At 71.5% G+C, this 23,701-nt stretch carries 21 protein-coding genes and 2 pseudogenes; 10 read left to right on the top strand and 13 right to left on the bottom strand.

Translation table 11 applies throughout. The features are described 5' to 3' along the window. Nucleotides 1-138: 138 nt before the first annotated feature. On the bottom strand, nt 139-1,065 hold the full coding sequence (locus F9B16_RS02365) for a TIGR03619 family F420-dependent LLM class oxidoreductase (RefSeq protein ID WP_151538136.1): 927 nt from the start codon (nt 1,063-1,065) through the stop codon (nt 139-141). Between the two features lie 144 nt (nt 1,066-1,209). Here F9B16_RS02365 and F9B16_RS02360 point away from each other — a divergent pair, with 144 nt between their 5' ends. Continuing rightward, a complete protein-coding gene (locus tag F9B16_RS02360; protein WP_225991274.1) occupies nt 1,210-1,668 on the top strand; it encodes a MarR family winged helix-turn-helix transcriptional regulator in 459 nt (152 codons plus the stop codon). Between the two features lie 291 nt (nt 1,669-1,959). On the opposite strand, the gene F9B16_RS02355 is transcribed toward F9B16_RS02360, so the two are convergent. Then, on the bottom strand, nt 1,960-2,850 hold the full coding sequence (locus tag F9B16_RS02355) for a helix-turn-helix transcriptional regulator (protein ID WP_225991273.1): 891 nt from the start codon (nt 2,848-2,850) through the stop codon (nt 1,960-1,962). Nucleotides 2,851-2,861: 11 nt separating this feature from the next. Between F9B16_RS02355 and F9B16_RS53845 the strand changes: the two genes are divergently transcribed. The 5 genes from F9B16_RS53845 to F9B16_RS02335 all read left to right on the top strand — a co-directional run bounded on the left by F9B16_RS53845 (nt 2,862) and on the right by F9B16_RS02335 (nt 7,451). After that, on the top strand, nt 2,862-3,359 hold the full coding sequence (locus tag F9B16_RS53845) for an SDR family NAD(P)-dependent oxidoreductase (protein ID WP_318839212.1): 498 nt from the start codon (nt 2,862-2,864) through the stop codon (nt 3,357-3,359). Continuing rightward, nucleotides 3,283-3,822, top strand: a complete 540-nt coding sequence (locus F9B16_RS53840; protein WP_318839211.1) for an SDR family NAD(P)-dependent oxidoreductase — start codon at nt 3,283-3,285, stop codon at nt 3,820-3,822. The genes F9B16_RS53845 and F9B16_RS53840 overlap by 77 nt, the downstream gene beginning before the upstream one ends. 1,174 nt (nt 3,823-4,996) lie before the next feature. Further along, nucleotides 4,997-5,644: an FMN-dependent NADH-azoreductase gene (locus F9B16_RS02345; RefSeq protein ID WP_151538135.1), complete on the top strand. Its 648-nt coding sequence runs from the start codon at nt 4,997-4,999 to the stop codon at nt 5,642-5,644. A gap of 134 nt (nt 5,645-5,778) precedes the next feature. Continuing rightward, the gene (locus tag F9B16_RS02340; protein ID WP_151538134.1) at nt 5,779-6,840 is read left to right on the top strand and encodes an LLM class flavin-dependent oxidoreductase; all 1,062 of its coding nucleotides are present in this window, start codon (nt 5,779-5,781) and stop codon (nt 6,838-6,840) included. After that, nucleotides 6,837-7,451: an NAD(P)H-dependent oxidoreductase gene (locus F9B16_RS02335; protein ID WP_151538133.1), complete on the top strand. Its 615-nt coding sequence runs from the start codon at nt 6,837-6,839 to the stop codon at nt 7,449-7,451. The genes F9B16_RS02340 and F9B16_RS02335 overlap by 4 nt, the downstream gene beginning before the upstream one ends. A 180-nt stretch (nt 7,452-7,631) precedes the next feature. Here F9B16_RS02335 and F9B16_RS02330 read toward each other — a convergent pair whose 3' ends face one another. The 9 genes and pseudogenes from F9B16_RS02330 to F9B16_RS02295 all read right to left on the bottom strand — a co-directional run bounded on the left by F9B16_RS02330 (nt 7,632) and on the right by F9B16_RS02295 (nt 18,998). After that, the gene (locus F9B16_RS02330) at nt 7,632-10,205 is read right to left on the bottom strand and encodes a CehA/McbA family metallohydrolase (protein WP_151538132.1); all 2,574 of its coding nucleotides are present in this window, start codon (nt 10,203-10,205) and stop codon (nt 7,632-7,634) included. Further along, complete coding sequence (locus F9B16_RS02325) at nt 10,202-11,680, bottom strand: APC family permease (RefSeq protein WP_192808576.1); 1,479 nt, start codon at nt 11,678-11,680, stop codon at nt 10,202-10,204. The genes F9B16_RS02330 and F9B16_RS02325 overlap by 4 nt, the downstream gene beginning before the upstream one ends. 124 nt (nt 11,681-11,804) lie before the next feature. Then, the gene (locus F9B16_RS53495) at nt 11,805-13,274 is read right to left on the bottom strand and encodes a PucR family transcriptional regulator (protein ID WP_151538130.1); all 1,470 of its coding nucleotides are present in this window, start codon (nt 13,272-13,274) and stop codon (nt 11,805-11,807) included. Between the two features lie 47 nt (nt 13,275-13,321). Next, the gene (locus F9B16_RS02315) at nt 13,322-13,681 is read right to left on the bottom strand and encodes a cupin domain-containing protein (RefSeq protein WP_151538129.1); all 360 of its coding nucleotides are present in this window, start codon (nt 13,679-13,681) and stop codon (nt 13,322-13,324) included. Between the two features lie 13 nt (nt 13,682-13,694). Further along, nucleotides 13,695-15,308 carry a N,N-dimethylformamidase beta subunit family domain-containing protein gene (locus tag F9B16_RS02310; protein ID WP_225991272.1) on the bottom strand — a complete coding sequence of 538 codons (1,614 nt, stop codon included), beginning with the start codon at nt 15,306-15,308 and terminating at the stop codon, nt 13,695-13,697. Nucleotides 15,309-15,324: 16 nt separating this feature from the next. After that, nucleotides 15,325-16,287 (bottom strand): agmatinase, encoded by a 963-nt coding sequence (gene speB / locus F9B16_RS02305; protein WP_151538127.1) that lies wholly within the window; start codon nt 16,285-16,287, stop codon nt 15,325-15,327. A 38-nt stretch (nt 16,288-16,325) separates the two neighbouring features. Beyond that, entirely contained in the window at nt 16,326-17,777 is a 1,452-nt protein-coding gene (locus F9B16_RS02300) for an aminobutyraldehyde dehydrogenase (protein WP_151538126.1), read from the bottom strand. 200 nt (nt 17,778-17,977) lie between these two features. Further along, nucleotides 17,978-18,134, bottom strand: a pseudogene (locus F9B16_RS53995) (IS256 family transposase); the annotation flags it as partial. A 117-nt stretch (nt 18,135-18,251) separates the two neighbouring features. Further along, a complete protein-coding gene (locus tag F9B16_RS02295; protein ID WP_151538125.1) occupies nt 18,252-18,998 on the bottom strand; it encodes a phosphotransferase enzyme family protein in 747 nt (248 codons plus the stop codon). 167 nt (nt 18,999-19,165) lie between these two features. Here F9B16_RS02295 and F9B16_RS53990 point away from each other — a divergent pair, with 167 nt between their 5' ends. Continuing rightward, nucleotides 19,166-19,435: an ATP-binding protein gene (locus F9B16_RS53990; RefSeq protein WP_404800473.1), complete on the top strand. Its 270-nt coding sequence runs from the start codon at nt 19,166-19,168 to the stop codon at nt 19,433-19,435. 16 nt (nt 19,436-19,451) lie between these two features. Here F9B16_RS53990 and F9B16_RS02285 read toward each other — a convergent pair whose 3' ends face one another. Continuing rightward, on the bottom strand, nt 19,452-20,066 hold the full coding sequence (locus F9B16_RS02285; protein WP_151538124.1) for a helix-turn-helix domain-containing protein: 615 nt from the start codon (nt 20,064-20,066) through the stop codon (nt 19,452-19,454). Between the two features lie 367 nt (nt 20,067-20,433). Here F9B16_RS02285 and F9B16_RS53985 point away from each other — a divergent pair. Both F9B16_RS53985 and F9B16_RS02275 read left to right on the top strand, forming a co-directional pair. Continuing rightward, a pseudogene (locus F9B16_RS53985) lies at nt 20,434-20,610 on the top strand (tyrosine-type recombinase/integrase); the annotation flags it as partial. Nucleotides 20,611-20,760: 150 nt separating this feature from the next. Further along, nucleotides 20,761-21,039 carry a hypothetical protein gene (locus tag F9B16_RS02275; RefSeq protein WP_151538123.1) on the top strand — a complete coding sequence of 93 codons (279 nt, stop codon included), beginning with the start codon at nt 20,761-20,763 and terminating at the stop codon, nt 21,037-21,039. 562 nt (nt 21,040-21,601) lie between these two features. On the opposite strand, the gene F9B16_RS02270 is transcribed toward F9B16_RS02275, so the two are convergent. After that, nucleotides 21,602-22,180, bottom strand: a complete 579-nt coding sequence (locus tag F9B16_RS02270; protein ID WP_151538122.1) for a TetR family transcriptional regulator — start codon at nt 22,178-22,180, stop codon at nt 21,602-21,604. Nucleotides 22,181-22,272: 92 nt separating this feature from the next. On the opposite strand from F9B16_RS02270, the gene F9B16_RS02265 reads away from it, so the two are divergent. Next, nucleotides 22,273-23,325, top strand: coding sequence for an NAD(P)-dependent alcohol dehydrogenase (locus tag F9B16_RS02265; protein WP_151538121.1), 1,053 nt, complete (start codon nt 22,273-22,275; stop codon nt 23,323-23,325). Nucleotides 23,326-23,701: the final 376 nt, after the last annotated feature.

Raw genomic sequence — 23,701 nt, 5'->3', positions numbered from 1 at the left:
CGGCTGCCACCGCGACCCATTGGACGGCCTAACTGATAAGGTAGGCTACGTAGCCTGCCTACATAGTTTCCGAGTGCTGGCAGGTCCGGAAGCCGGGAGCAAGCCGTGCGGAGGGCCCCCGGCGAGCCGGCCGGTGTTTCAGACCCCGGCCGCGCGCGCCCGCTCGTAGACCTCTGCGGCGACGTCCTTCAACTCGTGGGCGTCGCGGACGCTCTGCTGGAAGTCGACGATGATCTCCTCGAAGCCGTTGGCCGCGTAGGCGGCGAGGTCCTCGGCAATTTGCTCGGCGTCCCCCTGGAACGGAGCGCGATCGTCGCCCTCGTACGGCTCGGGCGTGTACTGCGGGTTGCTCCGCAGCGCGATCCGGATCGGCTCGGTGCGGCCGCGTTCGGCCGCGAGTGCCCGCAGGGCGTGCCGCTGGGCGGTGACCTCCTCGATGCCGGTGGCCAGGGGCAGCCAGCCGTCGGCATGGTCGACGAGGCGCAGCGCCCGCTTGCCGCCCGCGGCCAGGAAGATCAGGATCGGGCGGGCGGGCTTGGGTCCGACCACCGCCGGTGCGATCCGGGTCGTCTCACCGTCGTAGGTCACCGGGTCCGGACCCCACACCGCCCGGCACACCGCGATCACCTCGTCCAGCGCCCTGCCGCGCTCCTCGAAGGGACGGGTGCCCGCGGCCGCGTACTCGTCCACGGACCAGCCCGTGCCGAAACCGGCGAGTACCCGGCCGCCGCTCGCCGCGTCCAGGGTCGCCAGCGCCTTGGCCAGTTGGAACGGCCCGTGCAGCGGTGCCACGAGCACGCTGGTGCCCAACCGGACCCGTTCGGTGGCCGCCGCCGCGAGGGCCAGCGTCACCAGCGGCTCGGCCACGCCACGGTAGGAATCGGGCCAGGGCACCCCCGGCATGCCGTACAGGCCCTGGGTCGCGGGCTCGGGGAACAGAGCCCGCTCATAGGCCCACAGGCTTTCGTATCCGATCCGCTCGGCGGCGCGCGCCACGTCGGTCACGTCCCTGCCGAGGTCGTACTGGTGGTTCTGCGGAAGGCCGAGTCCGAGTGCGGTCGCCATGATCCGCTCCTTAAAGTAGTTGACTCTTCAACCATATGTCCGCGCCACTCGATCATCGATTTATCTGTGCAGATAAATATTTCGGCCTGTCCGTGCCTGCACGGCCGGTCGTGGCGGTGATGGGCGGGGCGGTAGTGTCGATGTATGGCGACCGCGCGGTTGAGCGAGCTCGAGGACGAAGCCTGGCGCGGCTTCCTGTACGCGCACGACCGGATCTGGCGCGAGATCGAAGCCGGCCTTGCTCCTCTGGGCGTGAGCATGGCCGAGTACAGCGTCCTGGCCCTGCTCGGAGAGGCCGGCCGCGACGGCATGCGCATGACCGAGCTCGCCAAGCGCCGGCTGATGTCCACGGGCGGCTTCACCCGGCTCGCCGACCGGCTGGAGCGCCAGGGCCTGATCGAGCGGCGCCGGTCGGCCGACGACGGCCGCGGCTTCGAGGTGGTCCTGACCGCGGACGGGCGGGCGCTCCTGCGCAAGGCGTGGAGGCAGCAGCACAGCGACCTGCGCAGGCTCTTCTTCGATCGGCTCGAGGAGGACGACCTGCGCAACCTCGCCGCCGTCTGGGTGCGGCTCGCCCCCGAGGACGGCGACGGCACGTCCTGACCGGATGCCGGCGGCGTGAGCCCGCTGGTGCGCGGCCCCGCTCCCTTATTTCGACAGCGCCGGCGGCATCGGCAGGCTCGTGTTACGGGGACACACACCTCGCCAGGAGGTCCTCATCCTTTCGAGCTCATCAAGCCGTGTCGCCGTCACCAACGTCCATGGTCACTAAGGCTAATGATCGCCATGAGACGATCGTCTTGGAGCGGGCTGTGGGCTCGAGGCCCATGGACGCCAAGGAGTTGTGTTCGTGGACCGGGCTGTGACCGGGTGCAATGCCCGCATCCGTCACGCTCATCTCGGGTCGGTTCGCGCCTGCTGCACCGGTGTCTGCCTCCGGCTGGGCACGGTTGGGATCTGAGCGCGTACTCGGTGTCGGTAGTGCAGGGGTGAGGCTCCCAGTTCCCGTTTGAACGCGGTGCTGAAGGCGCTCTCGGAGGCGTAGCCGAGATCTGAGGCCAGCGATCCGATGCGCACGTCTTCGTCGCGCAGAGCCCGCTGCGCCAGGAGCATTCGCCACCGGTGGAGATAGGTGAGCGGGGGTTGGCCCGCTACGGTCCGGAAGCGTTCGGCGAAGGACGTCCGTGACATCGCTGCTGCGTGGGCCAGTTCGTGCAGGCGCCAGGGCTTTCCGGGTTCGGTGTGCATGAGGCGCAGCGCCGGGCTCAGTCGTTCGTCGGTCAGGAGCCGCAGCCATCCCGGAGGTGGTTCGGCCTGGTCGAGGTAGGCGCGCAGCACCTCCAGCAGCAGAAGTTGGCCGTGCTGCCGGATCGCGAACGCCGCGCCGATCCGGTTTCCGGTCACCTCGTCGAAGAGCCGGTCGAGGCTGCCGCGCAGGTCGGCCGCCGCGGTGGGGGAGGCGCAGGCGCGGACGTGGCCCAGGGCCGGCAGCGCCTGCTGCAGCAGCGCCTGGCCGGCCGGGTTGAGGTCGACGGCGATGCCGATGACGACGTCGTCGGTGCCCGTTCGGCGCCGGAGAGCCGGGTGAAGTTCTCCTCCGGCCGGATCTGCTGTGGCGGCCCGTCGCCGGTGCCGGCCCTTCTGCTCGAGCCATGCCCGATTGTTCAGGATCGCGACGTCTCCCGGCTCGAGCTCGATCGGCCCGGCGCCGTCGGTGGTCAGGCGAGCGCAGCCGTCCACCATCGCGATGAACTTCAGCGGGTCCTCGATGGGAGCGCGCGCCACCCAAGGGCCCCGTGCCGCGAAACCGCGATGAGGTCCTCACCGGTATCGACCTGTCCGGCAAGAACGTCGTCGTCACCGGCGGCCACGTCGGGCTCGGTCTGGAGGCCACCCGCGCGCTGGCCAAGGCCGGCGCCTCCGTCACCGTCGCCTCACGCGACACCGGACGCGCGGCGCTAGCGCTGGCTGGGATGGAAGGTGTCGAGCTCGACCGGTTGGATCTGCTGGACCCGGCCTCCGTCGACGCCTTCACCGACCGCTACCTGGACTCCGGCCGCCCGCTCCACATCCTGCTGAACAACGCCGGCATCATGGCTCCCGCCGAACGGATCCTGGACGCGCGCGGCTGCGAGATACAGTTCGCGACCAACCACCTGGGCCACTTTCAGCTGACTCTTTGCCTGCTGCCCGCACTGCGCGGCCGGCGGCGCCCGCGTGGTCAACACGGCCTCCGGCGCGACCCGCATCTCCGACATCCGGTGGGACGACCCGCACTTCGCCACCGGCTTTGACGGCCACCTCGCCTATGCCCAGTCCAAGACCGCCAACGTGCTGTTCGCCGTCGAACTCGACCGCCGGTGGTCGCCCGATGGCATCCGCGGCTACGCCGCACACCCGGGCATCATCGTCGGCACGAATCTGGGCAACTCGATGCCCGCGGATCAGGTGCAGGCCATGAACCTGGCCATGGGCCTGGTCGACGAGTCCGGCCGGCCGATCATCGACCCCGAGAGCGGGAAGAAGACACCACAACAGGGAGCCGTCACCATCGTGTTCGGGGCCACCAGCCCCCTGCTCGCCGGCACCGGCGGCGTCTACCTGAGGGACAACGACATCTCGCCGCTGGACGCCGCCGCCGATCCCACCGCCCAGGGCGCCGACCTGATCCGATCCCAGAACGTCGTGCCGCACTCCATCGATCCCCTGTCCGCGCAGCGCCTGTGGGGGACGAGCGAACAGCTGATCAAGGTCTGAACGCTCGCTCAATGCTCTCCGGTGGCTGGGTTGCGACTGGCCTCGAGGGCGTCCAAAGGCCTGTCCGTCGCTCGGCCCTCCACAAAGAGCGCAACGTGGTCGAACGCCGCATCAGACGGCTTGAGCGTTGCCGCGGCATCGCCAGCCGGTTCGACGAACCTCGCCCGCACCTGGAGCACAGCGGCCGCGACGGGCGCAGCAGATCGCGGTCATGCTGACCGTCGGGCAGGAGACGCGCGTCGGGCTGGTCGCTCGGGACGAGGACGCGCTCGCGCGGACGGCGCACGAGCTCGGCGGGGGCCGCACGGCGAGGCTTCACGGGATGTGCTGGAAGACGTGCTCGGCGGAACGGTGCGCTTGCCGAGCAGCTCACCGAGGCGGCCGAAGCGGAGTTGGGGCCGTCGGAGGGGTGGTGATCAACGCGGTGGACGGCTCAGCGCACGCCGAGCATCTTGGCGGTGAGGACCGGGCTGCCGAGGGCCCCAGGGGGTTCTTCGTTCTCGCCCCGCTCAGGCGGGCGCCTCCTCGCGCAGCGAGATCCGGGTGCGCACCTGGGAAACCGCCGTCCGGCCGTGGCCCGGCCTCGACCTCGCCGCCGAACACCGCGCCCTCCGCCGTCGAGTGGGTCGCCGATCCGCTGACCGTGCCCTACCTGGTATTCCTCGCCCTGATGGCGGCCAGCGCGGTCGTGCTCGCCCCGACCCCGGGCGCACCCCGGACCTGGCCGACCGGCCCCGCTACCACCCGCAGGGGATCACGGCCCCGACGCAGGCCCGCGCGGCCTTCATCGGCGCCTTCGTCGCCTTCGCGGCCCTCGCGTTCTTCATGTCCCCGGTCCGATGGTCCTCGCCGGGCCGCCGAGGCATCCTCACCCGCCCTGGCCGGCGCCGCGGACTTCCTCGTCTTCGCCGCGACGGCGGCGGCCCCTGATCCTCCCCGCTCGTCCTCTTCGACCGGCGCCGCCGATTCGGGGCGTCCTCAGGGTGCCCTCAGGCCGTCCAATCCGGCCGTAAAGAGCCGGGACGGGGCGGAGATCGTACGGCCCCACGGTCGAGACCGGCGGGCTCGGCCGCTCGGCGATGTCCGCGTGGCCTGCCTCACAGCGACCATGACGGCCGCGGCGCGTATAGTTGCCTGCATAGGCAACTAGATTTCGTCTGAAGGGGCTCTGACCATGGCACGGCTACTCCACATCGACTCCAGCGTCCAAGGTGACGGCTCGGTCAGCCGGCGGCTCACCGCGCGCGCCGCCGACGTATGGCGCGCCGCCCACCCTGGAGGCACCATCGTCTACCGCGACCTCGGTGCCGACCCGGTTCCCCATCTCGATGCCGTCGCCGGCATCAGCAGGCTCGTTCCGCCCGAGCAGCACACCGAGGCGCAGGCCGCGTCCTGGGCCCTGACCGAGCGGCTCGTCGGCGAGGTCGCCGCCGCCGACACGATCCTGCTGGGGCTGCCGCTGTACAACTACGGCGTGCCCAGTTCGGTGAAGGCGTGGGTCGACCATCTGATCGCGCCCGGCCTGTCGTACCACCCGGAGAGCAGGGAGGGCCTGCTGGGCGGCCGCGACTTCGTCGCGATCGTCTCGCGGGGCGGCGGCTACGGCGTCGGCACCCCGAAGGAGGGGTGGGATCATGCGACGGCCTGGCTGCCGCACGGTCTCTCCCTGACGGGGCTGGAGCCGCGGTTCATCACCGCCGAGCTCACGCTCGCTCCAGAAAAGCCCGCGATGTCGAGTCTCGTCCCGCTGGCCGAAGAGAGCCGCCGCCAGGCCGAGGCCGCGATCGACAAGCTCTGGCCCCCCGCGGTGACCGGCGTCTGACCCGAACGCGGGGGACCGGCACCCGGTTTCGCTATCGGCGTCCCGAGGCGAGATGACGGTGGATACCCGGGGGCATCCACCGTCGCCTCGGCCACCGCTCGCACGGACTCACGGATTGGAAGAAGGAGAACACCATGTCGTTCGAGATCGGCATCATGACGTTCGGGGAGCTCACCGAGGACCAGGCCACGGGGGCCCTGCCGTCCCCGCGGCGGCGGGTCCGGGAGACGATCGAGCAGGCGCGGGTCGCCGACCAGGCGGGCCTGGACGTCTTCGGCGTCGGCGAGCACCACCGCTCGGACTTCGTCGGATCGGCGCCCGCCATCCTGCTGGCGGCCGCCGCCGAGAAGACCGAGAACATCAAGCTGACGAGTGCGGTCACCGTCCTCGGCTCGGAGGACCCCGTGCGCGTCTGGGAGCAGTTCGCCACGATCGACCTGCTGTCGGCCGGCCGCGCCGAGATCATCGCCGGCCGCGGCTCCTACACCGAGTCCTTCCCGCTGTTCGGCTACGACCTGAAGGACTACGCGGACCTCTTCCGCGAGAAGCTCGACCTGCTGCTCAAGATCCGCGACCAGAACCCGCTGACCTGGCAGGGCCGCTTCCGCGCCCCGCTGGTCGACGCCGACATCGCGCCCCGCGCCGACGGCGGCACCCTCCCGATCTGGGTCGGCGTCGGCGGATCACCCGCCTCGGCCGTCAGCACCGGACGCCTCGGCCTGCCCATGGCACTGGCCCTGCTCCTCGGACCGATGACCTACCACCAGGAGACCGTCGAGCTGTACCGGGCGGCCGCGGCCGAAGCCGGGCACGACGCGGACGCGCTGCCGATCAGCATCAACGTGCACGGGTTCGTCGCCCGCACCAGCCAGCGCGCCCGCGACGTCATGTACCCCTACTTCGCCAAGGGCATGATGGACAACAACCACCAGCGCGGCCGCGGCTTCCGGATGCCCCGGGCCGCGTTCGACGCGCAGGCCTCACCGCGGGCCGGCCTGCTGGTCGGCAGCCCGCAGGAGATCATCGACAAGCTCCTCGGCTACCACGAGCTGTACGGCCTCGACCGCGCCCTCCTCCAGATGGGCTTCGGCGGAGTGCCGCAAAAGGACCACCTCGAGGCGATCGAACTCCTCGCCACCGAAGTCGCGCCCGTCGTACGCCGGGAAGTCGCGCTGCGCCACAGGAGCGCGGCATGACCATCGCCGAGCAGGAGCGCACCGCCGAACCGGCCCCCCGAACCCCGGCCCTGCGGGTCGTCATCGTCAACGGCAGCCCCAGCCGTCCCTCCAAGACCATGGGACTCGTCGACGTCATCCTCGACACCCTGAAGGACATGCTCCCCATCGAGGCGTCCCGGGTCGACGTGTACCACCTGGGCGCCGGTTTCACCGGGGCGATCGAGCGCGAGGACGTCACCCCGGAGGTCGCCGAGGCGCTCCGGCTCGCCGAGAACGCCGATCTCCTCATCGCCGCCGCACCCGTGTTCCGCGGCTCGTACCCCGGCATGTTCAAGCACTTCTTCGACCTCGTCGAGCAGTACGCGCTCGCGAACAAACCCGTCCTGCTCGCCGCCACGGGCGGAGGCGACCACCACGCGCTCGTCCTGGAACACGCCATGCGGCCATTGTTCGGCTTCTTCCAGGCATTGACGATCCCGGTCGCGCTCTTCGCATCCGCCGGGGACTTCGACGGCACGACACTGCTCAATCCCCGCGTCCACGGGCGCATCGAAATCGGGCTCACCGACGTCGTGGACCTTCTCCGGGCCCGTGCCACGGGCGCGCCTTGGACGCGCGCCTTCGAGTGACGTTGGGAACCGCGTTCGACGAGTTCACCAGCCTTGCCATGACCACAGCCTTTGAGGACCTGGACGGACCGGTGCGCTCGCTAAGGCTGCTCACCCGCCTGTGGTCGGCTCTGACCGGTCGGCCGGGCCGGTACGGACCGGCCGCGCCATGACAGCACTCATCTCAACCCGGTCATTCCGTTAGGAGCTCTTAGGCGCGTCTGATTCGTTACCGGCGCGGTTGGTTCGGCGTACGGAGGCGGGTTCGGCAGGGCCGGTCATCGAGGATGCTCGGATCGCCTGTCTTGCCTCGGCCAGCGGTGCGAGCAGGTACCGGGTGTGGTCGGACGTCCCGTGGCGGTGGCCGACGGGGCCCGGCCACACGGTCCTGGCGCGGTGGCGGATGTGCTCCTCCACGCCGTCGATGAGGTGCAGCATCTCGGCGAGGACGCCCTCGTCGGTCCGCCGGTACGCGTCGTCGGCGGCGAGGTAGACGGGGGAGGTGTGGGCCATGATGGGCCGCTCCCAGACGTCCCGGTGGCGGGCGATGCCGTCGCCCGGCCCGTAGCACCGGGCCGCGACCCACGAGGACTCCTCGACCTGCAAGTCGAAGTCGAGCGAGCCGGTCAGGACGGGCTCGTCCCAGCGCCGCGATTCGACGACCGTGCCGTCGACCACGATCTCCAGGCGGTCGATGGGGAAGATCGAGCGGAACTCCGCCGCGCCGTGCACGGTCCTGCCGCCGGTGCCGGTGAGCACCGAACCGGGCGGGGCCTCGTCGACCGACAGCCGCAGGTGGGGGCCGCTGGTGACGACGGTGTCGCCCGAGCGGACGGCCTCGCACCAGTCCCAGTAGTCCATCGTCGCCGGGTCCGTGACGCGGGCGTAGGTGCGGACGAGGCCGATCGGCACCTCGCTGCTCATCTTGTCGGTGCCGCCGACGAGGGTGAGGCGGTATCCGGCGTTGAGATAGCGGTAGTACTGGGTGATGTTGTAGTCGTCGTAGGCGATCATCTCGACGCCGTCGAGCCGTCCGGTGGCGATCAGGGCGGCGGCCTCGCCGTTGGGGACGGGGAAGTGCGCGAGCAGGACGGTCCCGCCCTGGGCGTGGCACTCGTCGGCCCAGTGGGCGAGGGTGGTCTCCAGGCCGCCGCCGAGGTCGGACTCCTCGGCGCCGCCGGTGCACCAGGGGCGGATCGGCGCGCGCAGGCCGAGCAGGTTGATGTGGCCCAGCATCGCGGTCCGGTTCTCCTGGCCGGTGTGGACGTGGGTCGCGCCGTCCGCGGAGGTGTGCGGGTGCCCGGTGAAGTCCTCGACGTTGGTGTGCAGGTGGCCCCACTGGCTCAGCAGGAGGTTGGTGACCCGCACTCCCTCGCCGCGCGCCTCGAGCTCGGCGCCGTGCGTCGAGACGAAGTGGACGTGGGTGTCCCCGGCGACGTAGCCGTCCGCCTCCGGGTCGTGGAAGCGTTCGAGGCGCAGTTCGAGGGTTCGCTGCCCCGGCCGGATCGTCAGCTCCTCGCGCAGCGGGACGTAGTCGAAGCCGTGCGCGGCCTCGACGATGACCCGCCCGTGGGGCAGCCACCCCTCGAACTCGCCGTCGATGTAGGCGTACGTCCGCTGGCCGAGGCGGACGTCGCCGCCGATGTCCAGGTTCCAGGTGTTGCCGTCGGAGTTGATGTGCGCGTGGTGCCCATAGGGCGCGAGCGGGATGCCGTCGGGGGTGTGGAAGTGCAGGCGGCAGGTCAGCGGCTCGCCGGTGGCGGCGTCGACGACCGTCCCCCTGATCCAGGCGCGGCCCGGCTCGGTCAGCCGCCATTCGGTGCCGTCGCCGGTGGTGATCCGGCCCTGTTCGAGGAGGTCGCCCCAGGTGAAGCGGGCTTCGACGGTTCCGGCGACGTCGAGGGCGACGGTCGCGGACGGTACCGCGGCGACCCGGACGTACCCGGTGCGCTCGCTGGTCGCGCCTCCCCACGCCGGCGGGGTCGACAGGCCGGCGTCGTCGACCGTCCGGTAGGCGTAGGTGGCGGTGCCGCGGTCGACGGTCACCGCGACGTCCTCGTCCACCGATCCGCGGGCGAGCGAGAAGATCAGCTCGCGGGAGACCGTCCGGCCGAACGGCTCCTCGGCAAGCCGGCTCAGCGTGATCGCGCCGATCAGGACGGCCGGGCCGGCGGTCTCGATCTCGAGGGCGGCCGCCCGGCGCCCCGGGTGAGGGTTGCGCCACGGCCACAAGTAGAAGCGGTAGGGCAGGACGTAAGGGGAGCGCGCCTGCGGGTCGTCGATGTCGACGTACCTGGCCCCGGCGGCGTCGTAGCGCCCGCAGGTGCGGTGCATGAGGCGGTGCTGCGCGTCGGGCAGGGCGAGGAAGGGGGTCTGGCCCCAGTCCAGCGGGAGCGGGCGGCCCTCCCACAGCCGCGGGGTGGGGCCGATCTCGAACCGCTGCCGCACGGGGACGCTCTCCGCGCCGCCGTCGGTGTACCGGAGGGTGTAGCGGGCGACGGTCTCGCCGACCGGGGCGCCCTCGAAGAGGCTCGGTTCCTCGATGGCGTGGGCGAAGAGGATCCACTGGCAGTCCTCGTCCACGGGGATCACGGCCGGGGCGTCCTGCGTCACCCGGACGAGGGACGCACCGTCGAGGTCGGTGCCGAAGCGGAAGGGCAGGCCGTAGAGCGTCCGCTCCCCGGTGAAGGAGGCGTCCACGTCGTCGAGCAGGGTCAGGGGGGCGTTCCAGGACGCCGCCAGGTCGAGGGCCCGGTAACCGCGCTGCCAGGTCACGCGGGCTCCACGGCGACCGTCTCGGCGGGCTCGTCGACGCCGGCCTCGGCGAGGACGGCGTACCGTTCCGGGGCCCGCGAGCGCAGCGACAGCGCCGAGGCGATCCCGCCCGCGAACGCGAGCACGCCGAGGCCGAGCAGCACCGCGTTGGTCACCGTGCCCGCACCGGTCAGCAGCGAGACGTTGGCGAGCGCGAGGACGAGGATCACGCAGAGGGCGGCGAAGCTGAGACCGGGGGCGATCAGGGTGCGCCAGAGGCCCGCCTCGGGGGCGTTGCGCCGCAGGTAGGAGATCACGGCGAGGCAGCACAGGGCCCACAGGACGATGATCCCGAGGAAGCCGATCGCGCTGCCCCACAGCAGCAGCTGGAGGTAGGGGTCGAGGTCGAACGCGGCCCACAGCACCACGACGACGCCCGCCGCCGCCGTCTGCGCCGCGCCGGCCGCCAGCGGGGCCCGCGTGCGCGGGTGCGTGCGTCCGAACGCCTTCGGCATGAGCCCCTCGCGGCCCAGCGCGAACAGGTACCGGTTCGCCGCGTTGTGCAGTGCCAGCAGCGCGGCGAAGGCGCTGGTGAGCAGCAGGACCTGCATGACGGCCGAGACCCCGCCCGGGGTGTACCGGTCGAACACCCCGATGACCAGCCCGGCGGTGTCCTGGCCGGCGGCCGCCGCGATGCCGTCCGCGCCGACGGCCTGCACGATCGTCCAGGTGATCAGCGCGTAGAAGACGGCGATGAAGCCGACCGCGACGTAGGTCGCGCGGCGCACCGTCCGGATCCCGCCGCGCGCCTCCTCGCTGAAGATCGCGGTGGACTCGAACCCCATGAACGCGCCGAACACCAGCGCGAACATCGCCGCGTTGGACGGCGTGAACACCGTCGCGGGGGAGAAGGACGTGAAGGACGTCTCGCCGGCGCCGCCCTTGGCGAGCACGCACACCGCCATCACCACGAGCACCGCGATCTCGAGGACGAGCAGGATCCCGAGGATCCGGGCGCTGGTGTGGATGCCGCGGTAGCCGAGCCATGCCACCAGCACGACCGCGACCAGCGCGAAGACCCACCAGGGCAGCGACACGCCGGTGTACTTGTCGAAGGTGTCCGCTGCGTAGAGCCCGAGGGCCCCGTAGGTGCTGATCTGCAGGGTGTTGTAGGCGAGCAGGGCCAGCGTCGCCGCACCCGACCCGGCCGGCCGGCCCAGTCCGCGGGTGATCACGGCGTAGAACGCCCCGGCGTTGCGGACGTACCGGCTCATGGTCATGAAACCGACCGCGAACAGCGCCATCACGAGGCCCGCCACCAGGTAGGCGCCCGGGACGGCCGCGCCGCCCTTCAGGAAGTGCAGGGGCGCCACCGCGACGATCAGGGTCAGCGGCGCCAGCGCCGCCAGGACCGTGAAGACGAGGTCCTTCGTCCCCATCGCGTTCGCCGCAAGGCCGTTGCTGCCCGGGTGTTCGGTACCTGGGTGTGTCGACATGGTCATCCGCCTCCGGGAGTCCGCGGGAGCTCGCTGCGCCAACGCTAGGAAGCCCTCTCGCACGGCAGAAGTGGACGTTCAGCCCCATCCGGAGGTTCGGGTTGTGCGTATCGTCCCGGCCGGTTCAATGGATCTGGCTCCGCCATCGCAGCGCGAACCACAGTTCCATGCGCACGTCCGGGTCGTTGAGGTCCAGGTCCAGCAGCCCGCTGATCCGGCGGATGCGGTGCCGCACGGTGTTGCGGTGCACGCCGAGGTCGGAGGCGGTGCGGTCCCAGTTGCCGTGGTGCGCCAGCCAGCTGCGCAGCGTGCCGGCCAGCAGGGCGGGGTCCGGGGACGGGGCCGCGTCGAGGCCCGCGAGGAGCCGGTCGGCGTACCGGGACGCCTGGAGGGAGTCCAGCAGCGCCATGACGCCGTGGAGGCCGGCCCCCGCGACCACGGTCGCGCCGCCGACGCGGGCCGCGTCGAGCGCGGCGCCCGCCTCGCCCCAGGCGGGGTCGAGGTCCGCGGCGGGGTGGGGGCGGCTGATCCCCGCGGGCAGGCCCGCCTCGTCCAGCGCGTGCGGCAGCCCGTCCACCGTGTCCTCCGGGACGAGCGCGACGAAGGAGGAGCCGTCCTGTGCGACGAAGGGGGTCCCGAGCAGCGCCGACAGCCGCTGGACGATCGTCTCCCGGGAGCCGGGCGGTGCGTCGAGGGGGCCGCGGACGATCCGCCACCGGACGTCCGCCGCCCGGTCGAGGGGTGCGGCGAGGTCGCGGGCGAGGGCGGGGAGCCGCAGCAGCCCGGCGACGACGGCGGTGCCGAGCGCCTCCGGCGAGCTCGCCTCCGAGGGGGCGGTGAAGAGCAGGGAGAGGGCCGAGGCGGCGACGCCGACGAGGCCCCGGTCGGCGACGGTGAACGGGGCGCGCCGCGCGACGGCCATCGCGTAGCCGGTGGGGGCGGGACCGAGCAGCCGCTGGACCTCGACGTGCTCCTCGGCGGTGGTGAGCGCCGCGCTCATCGGCGACCGGCTCCGGCAGGCCTGGTCGAGCGCCGCGCTCACCTCGGGGTCGTCCCGGACCGGCCCGGCCGTCCAGGTCCTGTGCCGGTTGCGGTCCACGACCCGGACCCACCCGTCGAGCAGGTCGGCGGTCCGCTCCACCACGGCCCGCAGCGGGCCAGGGCCCGCCGCGGCCTTGATCAGCACCGCCTGTCCCTCCGAGATCCGCTTCAGGCCGCGGGTCTCGGCGCGGACCAGCTCGGCGTGGTGGAGCTCGACCACCGAGGCGAACGGCACCCGGGCCGGGACCTCCAGGACCACCATGCCGAACTCGTCGCACGCGGCGACGAGCTCGGGCGGCACGGCGTCGAAGACGGGCGTCACCCCGAACCCGAGCGCGACGACCCCCGTCTCGGCCAGCCGCCGCACGTAGTCACGGCTGTCGGCCGGGCGGAAGCCGGTCCCGGCGAGCAGCAGCAGCTCCCCTCCCCGCAGGAACGGGGAGGGGTCGGGCAGCTCGCTGACGTGGACCCACCGGACCCACCGCTCGGACGGGTCGGCGGCGCCGAGCGGCCGCAGCCCGAGCCGGGTCAGGAAGAGCCGGAGAGGAAGCACGACGCCAAGGTAGCCGCAGTACGGCCATGACTACGCAAACGGAGCATTCAGCGGGTGACGGCGACGAAAACCTTGCTCGTGGGCTCGATCGTCACCCAGTCGCCCGCGAAGCCCCGCGGGATGAAGAAGGCCTCGCCGGCGCCGAACTCGGCGCGGCCGCCGTCGAGGTCGGCGACGGCGACCCGGCCGCTGAGGATCACGCAGATCTCGTCGTAGGGCCACGGGTCGATCCGCACCGCGCCGGGTTCCCCGGTCCAGAACCCGCCCGTGTACTCCTTGGCGGGGCCGCCGTAGGCGAGGTACTCGGTCTCGCGCCACTGCGCGGAGAGCACCTCGTAGCCCTCGATGGGCGGGACGTTGGCCGTCCCGGTCTCCGGGGAGAGCCGGACGACGCCGGTGATGTCCATGATCAGCCTCGCCTCAGCCTTCCAGGTCGCGGGTCAGGAACCGGTCGAGCACGTTGCGGACGATGCGGTCGACGTAGGGGTCGCCGACGTGCAGCGCGTAGGGCCACTCCGTCGAGCCGCCGTTGAAGACCTCGCCGCGCCCGCGGGTGAACGCCGCGATCATCCCGGCGCCGCGCATCCCGCCCTCGTTCACGTAGTCGGGCAGGTCGTCGCCGAGCTCGCGGTTGTAGGCGTAGACCTCCTCCTCGGGCCCGCCCATGGGCAGCAGGCCGCCGAACCGGTCCTCCTCGCCGCGGACCGCCGGGGTCAGCGCGAGGATCTCCAGCGTCTCCGGCGCGCCGTCCTCGAACGTCGAGTACGGCAGGCCCCGGCGGAAGGTGTACTCGACCGAGTCCACCTCGAACGCGGCCAGGAAGGTCGGGGCCGCGCCGAGCTGGTCGCCGTAGTAGAGGTCGGTGCCCTCGAAGGCCCAGTGGTGGGGCCGGTAGACGATGAACCCGCCCGACGACCGCGGGGTCGCGACCCCGTAGCGCGTGTAGACGCCGCCGAGCCCGTTGAGGCCCACCGTGGTCGCGCCGGGCCGTCCGACGGACTTGGCCTCCCACATCGTCGTGGCGGTCCGCGGCGACCGCTCGGTGTCGGGGTCGAGCGAGGGGAGGCGGTAGCAGTACTGCGTGGTCAGGTCGTCGCTGAGCCTGACCTGCCACTGGTAGTTCCCGCCGAACCGGGCCAGGCCCCCGCCGCCGTCCACGAACCGGTCGACGGCGTCGCGCATCTCCCAGCTCCAGTACTCGTCGTGGCCCACCACGATCACGCAGCGGTAGCCGTCGAGCACGGTCTCGTCGACGTGCAGGTCGTGCTGGGTGAGGTAGTCCAGCTCGTAGCCGCGCTCCTCGGCCCACCGGACGAACAGCCGCTCGTAGGACGCCCAGAACGCGTCGCCGTGATGGCGGCTGTAGCCGTTCAGGCGGGCCCACTCGTAGGAGGCGTACCGGGGCGCGCCGTTCATCGGCAGCGTGAGGTGGTTCGCCTCCCGCGGCGCGCCCTCCGGCTTGCGGATCATGCCGCGCGCGATCGGGCGCTGCGTCGAGGCGAGCGGGCAGCCCGCGTCGTCGCGCGGGTCGTCGCCGAGGCCGCGGTAGTGGTTGGCGCCGCCCCAGTCGTTGTAGGCCAGCATGGTCCCCGTGGTCAGGACGATCGCCGCCTTCGGGCGCCGCCCCGCCGGGGCCTTCACCACGAAGAAGTGCTCGCGCTCCCAGAGCTCGCCGTCGCTCAGCACCGCCCGGACGGTGACGATGTAGAAGCCGGGGCGCCAACCGTCCGGGATCTCCAGCGTGAGGCCGGCGGGCCAGCCGCAGCCCTTCGCGTGGGCGTCGGCGGGCGCCTCGTGCCGCCCGGCCGTGACACCGTCGCGCCGCCAGACCGTCTCCGGCCGGGCGCCGTCGCGGACGATCTCGACGGTGAACGACGGGACGCTCGCGCTCAGGTGGAACGCGACGGTCTCGCCGGGGAAGTAGGAGAACCGGTCGGTGTAGCACCAGACCTCCTCGGCGTCCGGGACGGCGTACGCCCGCTCCGACGGCCAGGACCTCGGCGACCACGCGAAGGCCGGCTTCGTGGTGTGCACGTGTCTCACTCCTTCTTCATTGGGATTCGCCGGAACGGTCCAAGGCGAGCACGCTGAGCAGCTCGTACCCCACGTGAGCAGCGGCGATCCCGGTGATCTCGGCATGGTCGTAGGCCGGCGCGACCTCCACGATGTCGGCGCCGACGAGGTTCAGCCCGGCCAGCCCCCGCAGCGTGGCCAGCAGCTCCCGGCTGGTCAGCCCGCCCGCCTCCGGGGTGCCGGTGCCGGGGGCGTGGGCCGGGTCCAGCACGTCGATGTCGACCGACACGTACACCGGCCGGTCGCCCAGCCGGGCCCGCATCCGCTCCACCGCGGCGGCCGTCCCGCCGGTCTCGTAGTCGTCGGCGCGGACGATCTGGAACCCGAGCGCGTCGTCGTCCGCCAGGTCCTCCCGCGAGTACAGCGGGCCGCGGATCCCGATGTGCATGCAGTGCTCGGGGTCCAGCAGGCCCTCCTCGCCGGCCCGGCGGAACGGGGTGCCGTGGGTGTAGGGGGCGCCGAAGTAGGTGTCCCAGGTGTCGAGGTGCGCGTCGAAGTGCAGCACCGCGATCGGGCCGTGGTCGCGGTGCAGCGACCGCAGCAGCGGCAGCGCGATGGTGTGGTCGCCGCCGATCGTCAGCAGCTTCGCCCCGTCCGCGCGCAGCTCGTCCGACCGGCGCTCGATGGTGGCGATCGCCTCCTCGATGTCGAACGGGTTCACCCCCATGTCGCCGGCGTCGGCGACCTGCTGGGCGTGGAAAGGCTCGACGTCGAGGGGCGGATGGTACGGCCTGAGCAGCTTCGACGACGCCCGGACGTGGCCCGGCCCGAAACGTGCCCCGGGACGGTAGGACACGCCGGTGTCGAACGGCACCCCCACGATCGCCACGTCGACCTGGTCGACCTGGTCGGCCCGGGGCAGCCGGGCGAAGGTGCCCGGATCGGCGTACCGGGGGATCCTCGTCGCGTCCACCGGGCCGGTCCTCGGTGCGTCGGTCATGGTCTCGCAGCCTCCAAGCGCGGGGTCGGGGGGGCGGGTCACTCGGCGTCCTCGCCGAGCGCCGACAGGACGTGCTTGACCCGCGTGTACTCCTCGACGGAGTACAGCGAGAGGTCCTTGCCGTAGCCGGACTGCTTGACGCCGCCGTGCGGCATCTCGTGCACCGGCGGGAGGTGGCAGTTCACACCGACGTGGCCGGCGTCGACGGCGGCGGAGACGCGCAGCGCCCGTGCGTGGTCGCGCGTCCACACGCTGGAGGCCAGGCCGTACGGCGAGTCGTTGGCCTGCCGGACCGCATCGGCCTCGCCGCGGAACGTCTGCACGGTGACCACCGGACCGAAGATCTCGGTGCGGCTGAGTTCGTCCGCCGCGGTCACCCCGTCGACCACCGTCGGCAGGTAGAAGTAGCCGGGGCCGCCGGCCTCCCGGCCGCCGACGAGCACCTTCGCGTGCGATGGGGCCCGCGCGACCAGGCCCGCGACGTGTGCGAGCTGGTCCGGGTTGTTCAGCGGCGGAATGTCCAGGACGCGGTCCGCGGCGGGCTCGTCCCGCGACAGCCCGATCCGGCGGACCCGCTCGACCAGCGCGCCGACGAACGCGTCGTGCGCCTCCTCGGCGACGATCACCCGGGTGGCCGCGGTGCAGTCCTGCCCGGCGTTGAAGTAGCCGGCAAAAGCGATCCCGTCGGCCGCGGCCTCCAGGTCGGCGTCGCCGAAGACCAGCACGGGCGCGTTGCCGCCGAGCTCCAGATGGGCCCGCTTCACCGTGTCCGCCGCCGACCGAGCGACGGCGCGGCCCGCCGCGGTGCTCCCGGTGATCGACACCATCGCCGGAACCGGGTGTCCGGCCAGCGCCGCACCTGTTCGCCGGTCGCCGCACACCACGTTGAAAACGCCGGGCGGGAGCAGGTCGGCGAAGAGCCCGGCCAGGAAAACGGCGCTCGCGGGTGTCGTGTCGGACGGCTTGAGCACGATCGTGTTCCCCGCCGCCAGGGCCGGGCCGAACTTCCAGACCGCCATCATCGCCGGATAGTTCCACGGCGCGATCGCCCCGACGACGCCGACCGGTTCCCGGCGCACGGAGGAGGAGTGGCCGCGCACGTACTCCGCCGTCGCCTTCCCTTCGAGCATCCGCGCCGCGCCCGCGAAGAATCGGAGCTGGTCGATGATCGGGACGACCTCCTCCCGCATCGTCAACTCCGGCGGCTTGCCGGTGCCCCGGCACTCGATCTCGACCAGTTCGTCCGCGTTGCGCTCGACGGCCTCCGCCATGCGCAGCAGAACGGCCATCCGCTCGCCCGGCGTCGTCCGCCGCCACCCGGCGAAGGCCTTCTCGGCCGCCAGGCAGGCCCGGTCGACGTCCGCGGCCTCCGACCTCGGCGCCGTCGCGTACACCGCGCCGTCCGACGGGTCGACGATCTCCATCGCGCCGGAGTCCGCCGCTGCGGCGAACTCACCGTCGATGAAGTTGCGCAGTTCGACGCCGCTCATCGCACCTCCTGCAATCGGCGGGACACTGACCGGGGCGCCGCCCACCAGGCCGCGCTCCGCGGTCATGCTAGGAACCGGGCTCCACCGCCCGCCCTGTGCAGACCGACCCACAGGCCGGGTGCGTGAGTGCAGGTCGAACAACACCCCCACGTCGCCGTCCGTGCATCCTGGCGAACGGCCATGAGCGGTGGTCAAGGGGCGTAGACCTCGGCGACCAGGTGCGCCGAGATTTCTCCGTGCGCGAGGCCCTTGGCGCTCAGCGACGGCACCGTTCGCCCACGCCGGTCAGCTCGGTCTTGGCCGCGAGCCGTTGCGGCTGTCGCCGCTGCCCCGACCGGACGCACCGTGCTCGTCGTATCTGCACTCCACGAGTAGGCCGCCAGTGGGTGGCCGGACCGGTGCTGGTGAGTGGTCAGTGCGGGGTGCCGGTGTGCGGTCAGGGGTGGGGGCTGGTGGCCAGGAAAGGTGCAGGCCCTAGGCCGGTCGGACTTCGGCGAGCCGCTTGACTGCGAACTGGTCGGTCCCGCTGGGGTCCCAGCAGACGGCGGCTTCCCATGCGGCCTTCGCCTGCGTGGCGATGTCGTAGGCGTCGTCATCGAGACCGGCGGCGTTGTGCGGCAGTGCCAGGTCGAGGTCGGGAACGTCGACGTGCGACTCATCCCAGTCGATCATCGTGACGCGGTCCGCGGTCATGCGGATGTTGCCCGGGTTGGGGTCGCCGTGGACGACGCACGTCGTGCGATCGGTGAGTCGCGCCCACGCCGCCCGGCACCGGACGACGCCCTCAGCCGGCATTTCGCCGAGGTCGACCCTCGTCCCGGTCTCGGCGTGCAGAAGGTCGGTCGACGATCTCCAGCCCGGCCGTTGCGGCCAGCCGCGCGTGAGCCGATGCAGCCGGCGGAGTGTGCCGGCGACGCGACGCCAGTCGGCTTCGCTCGCGGGTGGCCGGCCCTCCACGTAGGTCATCACCACCAGACCGTCGGCGAAGTATCGGCCGTCGGTGGTCGGGATCGGCACGGGCACTGGCATCCCTTCCCAGTGGAGGTGTCGCAGCAGGCTGGTCTCCCACGCGAGATCGGCGTCGCTGCGCCGACCGAGACGCGCGACCGCGAGGTGCCCGTTGACCCGCATGCGCCACACCGCGTTGACACCGGCTCCGCCGGTGAGCGGTTCACCGCGAACGACGTCATCGCCCCACTGCTCGAGTGCCTCCCATCCCACCGGCCGCATCGTCGCAGAAGGCTATAGCGCGTTCAATGAAAATACTCTTCGGCCAGTAACGGCATGCCGTAGCGGACAGCGATAGGCCGCTTCCGCGGACTGCGTCACTGGTCTTCTTCGGGTGAGATCAGCGGGATGACGCCGCCGCCGTTCTCGGCCTCACGGAGCTGGAACTCGACAAACGCGGCGCCGACCTGCTCTTCCAGGTCCTCACCGAATGCGAGGAGAAGGCCAGCGGCGCGATCGCCTCCAACGAGAGCTTCGGCGGCTGGACCAACACCTTCACCGACCCCGCCTCTGCGGCGCCATCGTCGACCGCCTCACCTTCAACGCCAACGATTCCTACCGGATGGCCCAGACCCGAGCCCGCCAAGCCGCCGAACCCGCCTGACCGAGCGAACCAACAACTGGCCCCACCCCTGACTGCCCGTTTCTGAAGGCCGGGGGACCGGATCACTCGTCCAGTCCGGCGATGGCTCTGATGTCCGCTTCGGACATGTCCAGAGTTTCGGCGATCTCCTTGACGAAGGCCGCATCCGGGTTGATGCACCCGTCGCGCAGCATGTCGATGGTGACCCTCGATCGTCCGGTCTGCTCCGCCATGTCCCTGGTCGGGATCCCGCGCAGGTCCATCAGCCTGGTGAACACCGCGGCGAACGGATGCGGCTCCGGCCGGCCGCCAGGTGCCGTCGCGGGAACGATGACCATGTCGCCGATCTTGGCCTGGAACCGGATCAACCGGTCCCGCTCGAACCTGACCTGCGCGACGAAGGGAAGACCATCACCGCAGCCGTCGCTGACGGTGCCCGGCACGGACACCTCGGTGAACCCCGTGGCAGAACGGGCGTAGTCGCTCGCGATCTCCGAGGGGATGCCCGGCTTGACGTGGCTGACTTCCCAGCCGCGGTTCCACCAGGGCAGCTCCTGCAGCATCTCGTTGAAGAAGGAGCGCAGCACCATGATGTCCACCGGGTCCGGAGGGTTCTTCTGCCCCCCGTACACGATGCCGGGCCAGTAGGTCAGTGCCGCGAGCACTTCTGCTGTGAGCGTGCGGTTGACAATCTCCATTCCGTCACTTTCCCAGATGCCGTCTCAATCCCGCTGGGGGATCGAAGACAGCCCCTGACGGGGGTGGGGGCCAGTTCTCGTTCGACGGACACCCACCCGAGATCGCCAACTGGGGGCAACTCAGCTTCACATCTGGGCCCCGTTCTCACTCGCCGATTCACGGTGACCGCGCGCAGGGGCGAGATCCGGCTGCACGGCAAGGGCGACCAGGTGCGCGAGGTGCCCCTCCCGGCGCCGGCGCGGGCGGCGCTGCTGGACTGCCTCGCCGAGCGCGGCCGCGCCGACGGACCGCTGTGGCTGGGGCGGCGCGGGCCGCTGACGATCTCCGGCATCACACAGGTGGTGCTCGCGGTCGGCGAGGCGGCCGGGATCGCGGGGCCTGCGACCGCACCGGGTCCGGAACACCCAGACCACCCGACTGTGCCGCGCCGGCGTCGACCCCGCCCAGGTGCAATACGTCCTCGGATACCCCTCGGCGGCCACCTCCGGGCGCTACTTCCGCGCGGGCCGGCGCGAGGTCGCCGAACTCGTGGAGAGCGTCTAGGGGGATGGTCCGGGGGGCGGGGTCATCGGTGACCTCGACCGCCAGGCTGCCGAGCTGTCCTTCGCCAGGGCACGCTCGTCTGCCAATGCAACCTCGGCCGCGCGATATGCGTCCAACCAATTGGGTCGAGTTGGACGAGCGGAGACGGTAATGCGACACGGGTACCGGCACGGCTACGGCTATAAGTCCGACGGCAGTGGCTATGGAATGGGATTCACCTGGGGGCCAGTGCCCGACCGGCCGACCTACATCCCGCCCAGGACGATGGCCTCGCACACGCCGTCCCCGCAGCGAACCGCGCTGGCCACCGAGGATCTCGATGACCGCCACCCGGTCACGGCCATCGGCAACTTCTTCATCGCGGCCATCTTCGTCGCCGTCTTGGCGTGGATCGGATTCTGCGCACTGAAGATCGCTGGGGTGGTCTGAGAAACCCCCGTAACAATGGGGGCGCTCGGCGTCGCCCGGCGAATCTCCCGGGTGATGCGGGCCCCGGCGCGGGGCGAGCTGCGGGCCCCCTGGTTGCCCGGAGCCCGCTCTGGTCTGCTGTCATTCAAGGCCGGGAGCGGCCTTGAGACCTACTACCAGCGGCAGAACCTCACGGTGCTGACACAGCCCTGGCCCTGGAGATCCTCCACTGGTCCGGCCTACCGGCGGACGGGCACCTGTCGGATCAACGGGGTGGGGCGGGGCTGAAGGCGGGCTTGAGTCCCACCGCCTCGGTCTCAGCGAAACCCGACCGGCTGCTGCCGAGGCAGGCGCTGCGCGCACCGCGGGGCTCCGTCGGCTGGTCCCGCTCGCCGACATCGCCGCCGTCCCGCACGACGCCGATCCGGAAACCGTGATCGAAACCGCCGAAACCTGCCGCCGCCACCACGTATGCGTTACTGCGGTTCAGCGGGCTCTGACGACGCTGCCCGACGTTCCCTCGCCCAGTTCGATCCCCGGAGAAACGCAGTGATGGGCCCGGGGCAGGTGGGTGGGTGATCGGTCAGGGCGCGATGGCGCGGGCGACGCATTCGCGCAGGAGGGCCCGGCGGCGGTCGTGGTCGGTGGCGGGCTCATCGGCGGTGGCGGCATAGAAGCCGCTGGCCGGCGACCATGCGCAGGCCATGGCGATGACCAGGGCGATCAGGTCGAGAGGGTCGCCCTGGCGGAGCCGTCCGGCGGCCTGGGCGGCGGCGAGGGCGGCGAGTTTCGGTTCGTCGTCGGGATTGTCGGTGAGCCGTCCAGCCGGACGCCGTTCCAGCCGCAGCCAGGCCATGAGGCGGACCAGTTCGGGATGGCGCAGGTTCTCGTCGTACATTCCCACGGCCCAGCCGGGCAGGTCGTCGGCGTCGAACGCGACGGCGCTCATGAGCCGGTCGGCGTGGTCGGCGATCACCGCGTCGAACAAGCCGTCCTTGCTGCCGAAGTAGCCGTACACCTGAGCCTTGTTGCTGCGCGCGGCGGCGATGATGCGGTCGATCCTGGCGCCGGCGATGCCCCACTGGGCGAACTCCTCGGCGGCCGCGTCCAGAATCCGGCGCCTGGTCGCGAGGCCCTTCGGGGTGGTCGGTAGTTCGGGCACGAGCCCCACCCTAGCAGACTGACTAGTCGGTTTGTTTCTTGGCGGGACGCGGCCTACTCTGAAAAAGACCGAATAGTCTGTCTGGAGGAATCATGCGGACCACCACCGGCTGGATGAGCACCGAGGGCACCACCGCACTGCGCCGCGTCCCGGTCGAGCGCCGCGACCTGCGCGACGACGACATCGCGGTCCGCGTCGACTACTGCGGCGTGTGCCACAGCGACCTGCACCGGATCGCCGGCCTACTCGGCGAGGGCGCCCTGGTCCCCGGTCACGAGTTCACCGGTACGGTCACCGCCGTCGGCGCCGCGGTGACCGCGTTCTCGGCCGGTGACCGGGTCGCCGTCGGGACCATCGTCGACTCGTGCGGAGCTTGCGAGATGTGCCGGGCCGGGCAGGAGAACTTCTGTTACGAGGGCCCCGTCACCACCTACGGCGGCACCGACCGCATCGACGGCACCAGGACCCAGGGCGGCTACAGCCGCGAGTACGTGCTGCGCGACCGGTTCGCCTACCACCTGCCGGACGGGCTCGACCCGGCCGCCGCCGCCCCGCTGATGTGCGCGGGGATCACCGTCTGGGAACCCCTGCGCGCGGCCGGAATCGGGCCCGGGAGCCGGGTCGCCGTGGCCGGCCTCGGCGGGCTGGGCCACCTGGGGGTGAAGCTGGCCGCCGAACTCGGCGCCCAGGTCACCGTCCTCAGCCGCACACCCGCCAAAGCCGGCGACGCTCACAAGCTCGGAGCGGCCGACACGCTGATCGCCACCGACGACCAGCAGATCCAGCTCGCACGCGGCAGGTTCGACCTCATCCTGGACACCATCCCCGCCCCGCACGACCTGTCCCCGTTGCTGCGCATGGCGGCGCTGGACGGGACCCTCGCGCTGCTCGGCTACCCCCTGGAGCAGCCGGTCCGGATCCTCGACCTGGTTCAGGGCCGCAAGAAGCTGACCTCCTCGGGCACGGGCGGCCGCCGCCTCACCGCCGAGCTGCTGGACTTCTGCGCCGACCACGCCATCACGGCCGACGTCGAGGTACTGCCCTCGGCGCGCGTTCAGGAGGCGCTCAGCCGCCTCGGCCGTGGCGACGTCCGCTACCGCTTCGTGCTCGACCTGTCCGACCTCGACCAGCCCACCGACTCGTGAACCGCGCCCGCGCCACAGGCCCAGCCGGTAGGCGGGATCGACTCAGCTTCGCATGTGGGGCCCTGTTCTCACTGGCCGAATCAGCCCGACCGAATACGAAAGGAGATACGCCCACCAGCACGCTCACGCTGCCGTGTAAGCACGAGCCCCGACCTGTCCACAGAACTGGGGCAAAATCATGCTCCCGGTGAGTCACTCGGTTAGCGCCTGGTGCGGGCTTCGAGCTTGTCTGGGGCGCTGATGGGGTAGTTGGCCGGAGCGGCGACGTTAGGGTCGCTGGAATGCTCGCTGGATTGCTAGTGGCAGCTAAGTCGCTGATGCGGGGCTGCGGATTCGCGTCCGCGGAAGAACGTGCTGCTTGACCTGCACGGACGTT

This window comes from Actinomadura montaniterrae (assembly GCF_008923365.1).
GTDB lineage: Bacteria > Actinomycetota > Actinomycetes > Streptosporangiales > Streptosporangiaceae > Spirillospora > Spirillospora montaniterrae.
The sequence above is the reverse complement of the archived record's forward strand: the minus strand, read 5'-3'. Positions and strand labels throughout refer to the sequence as shown.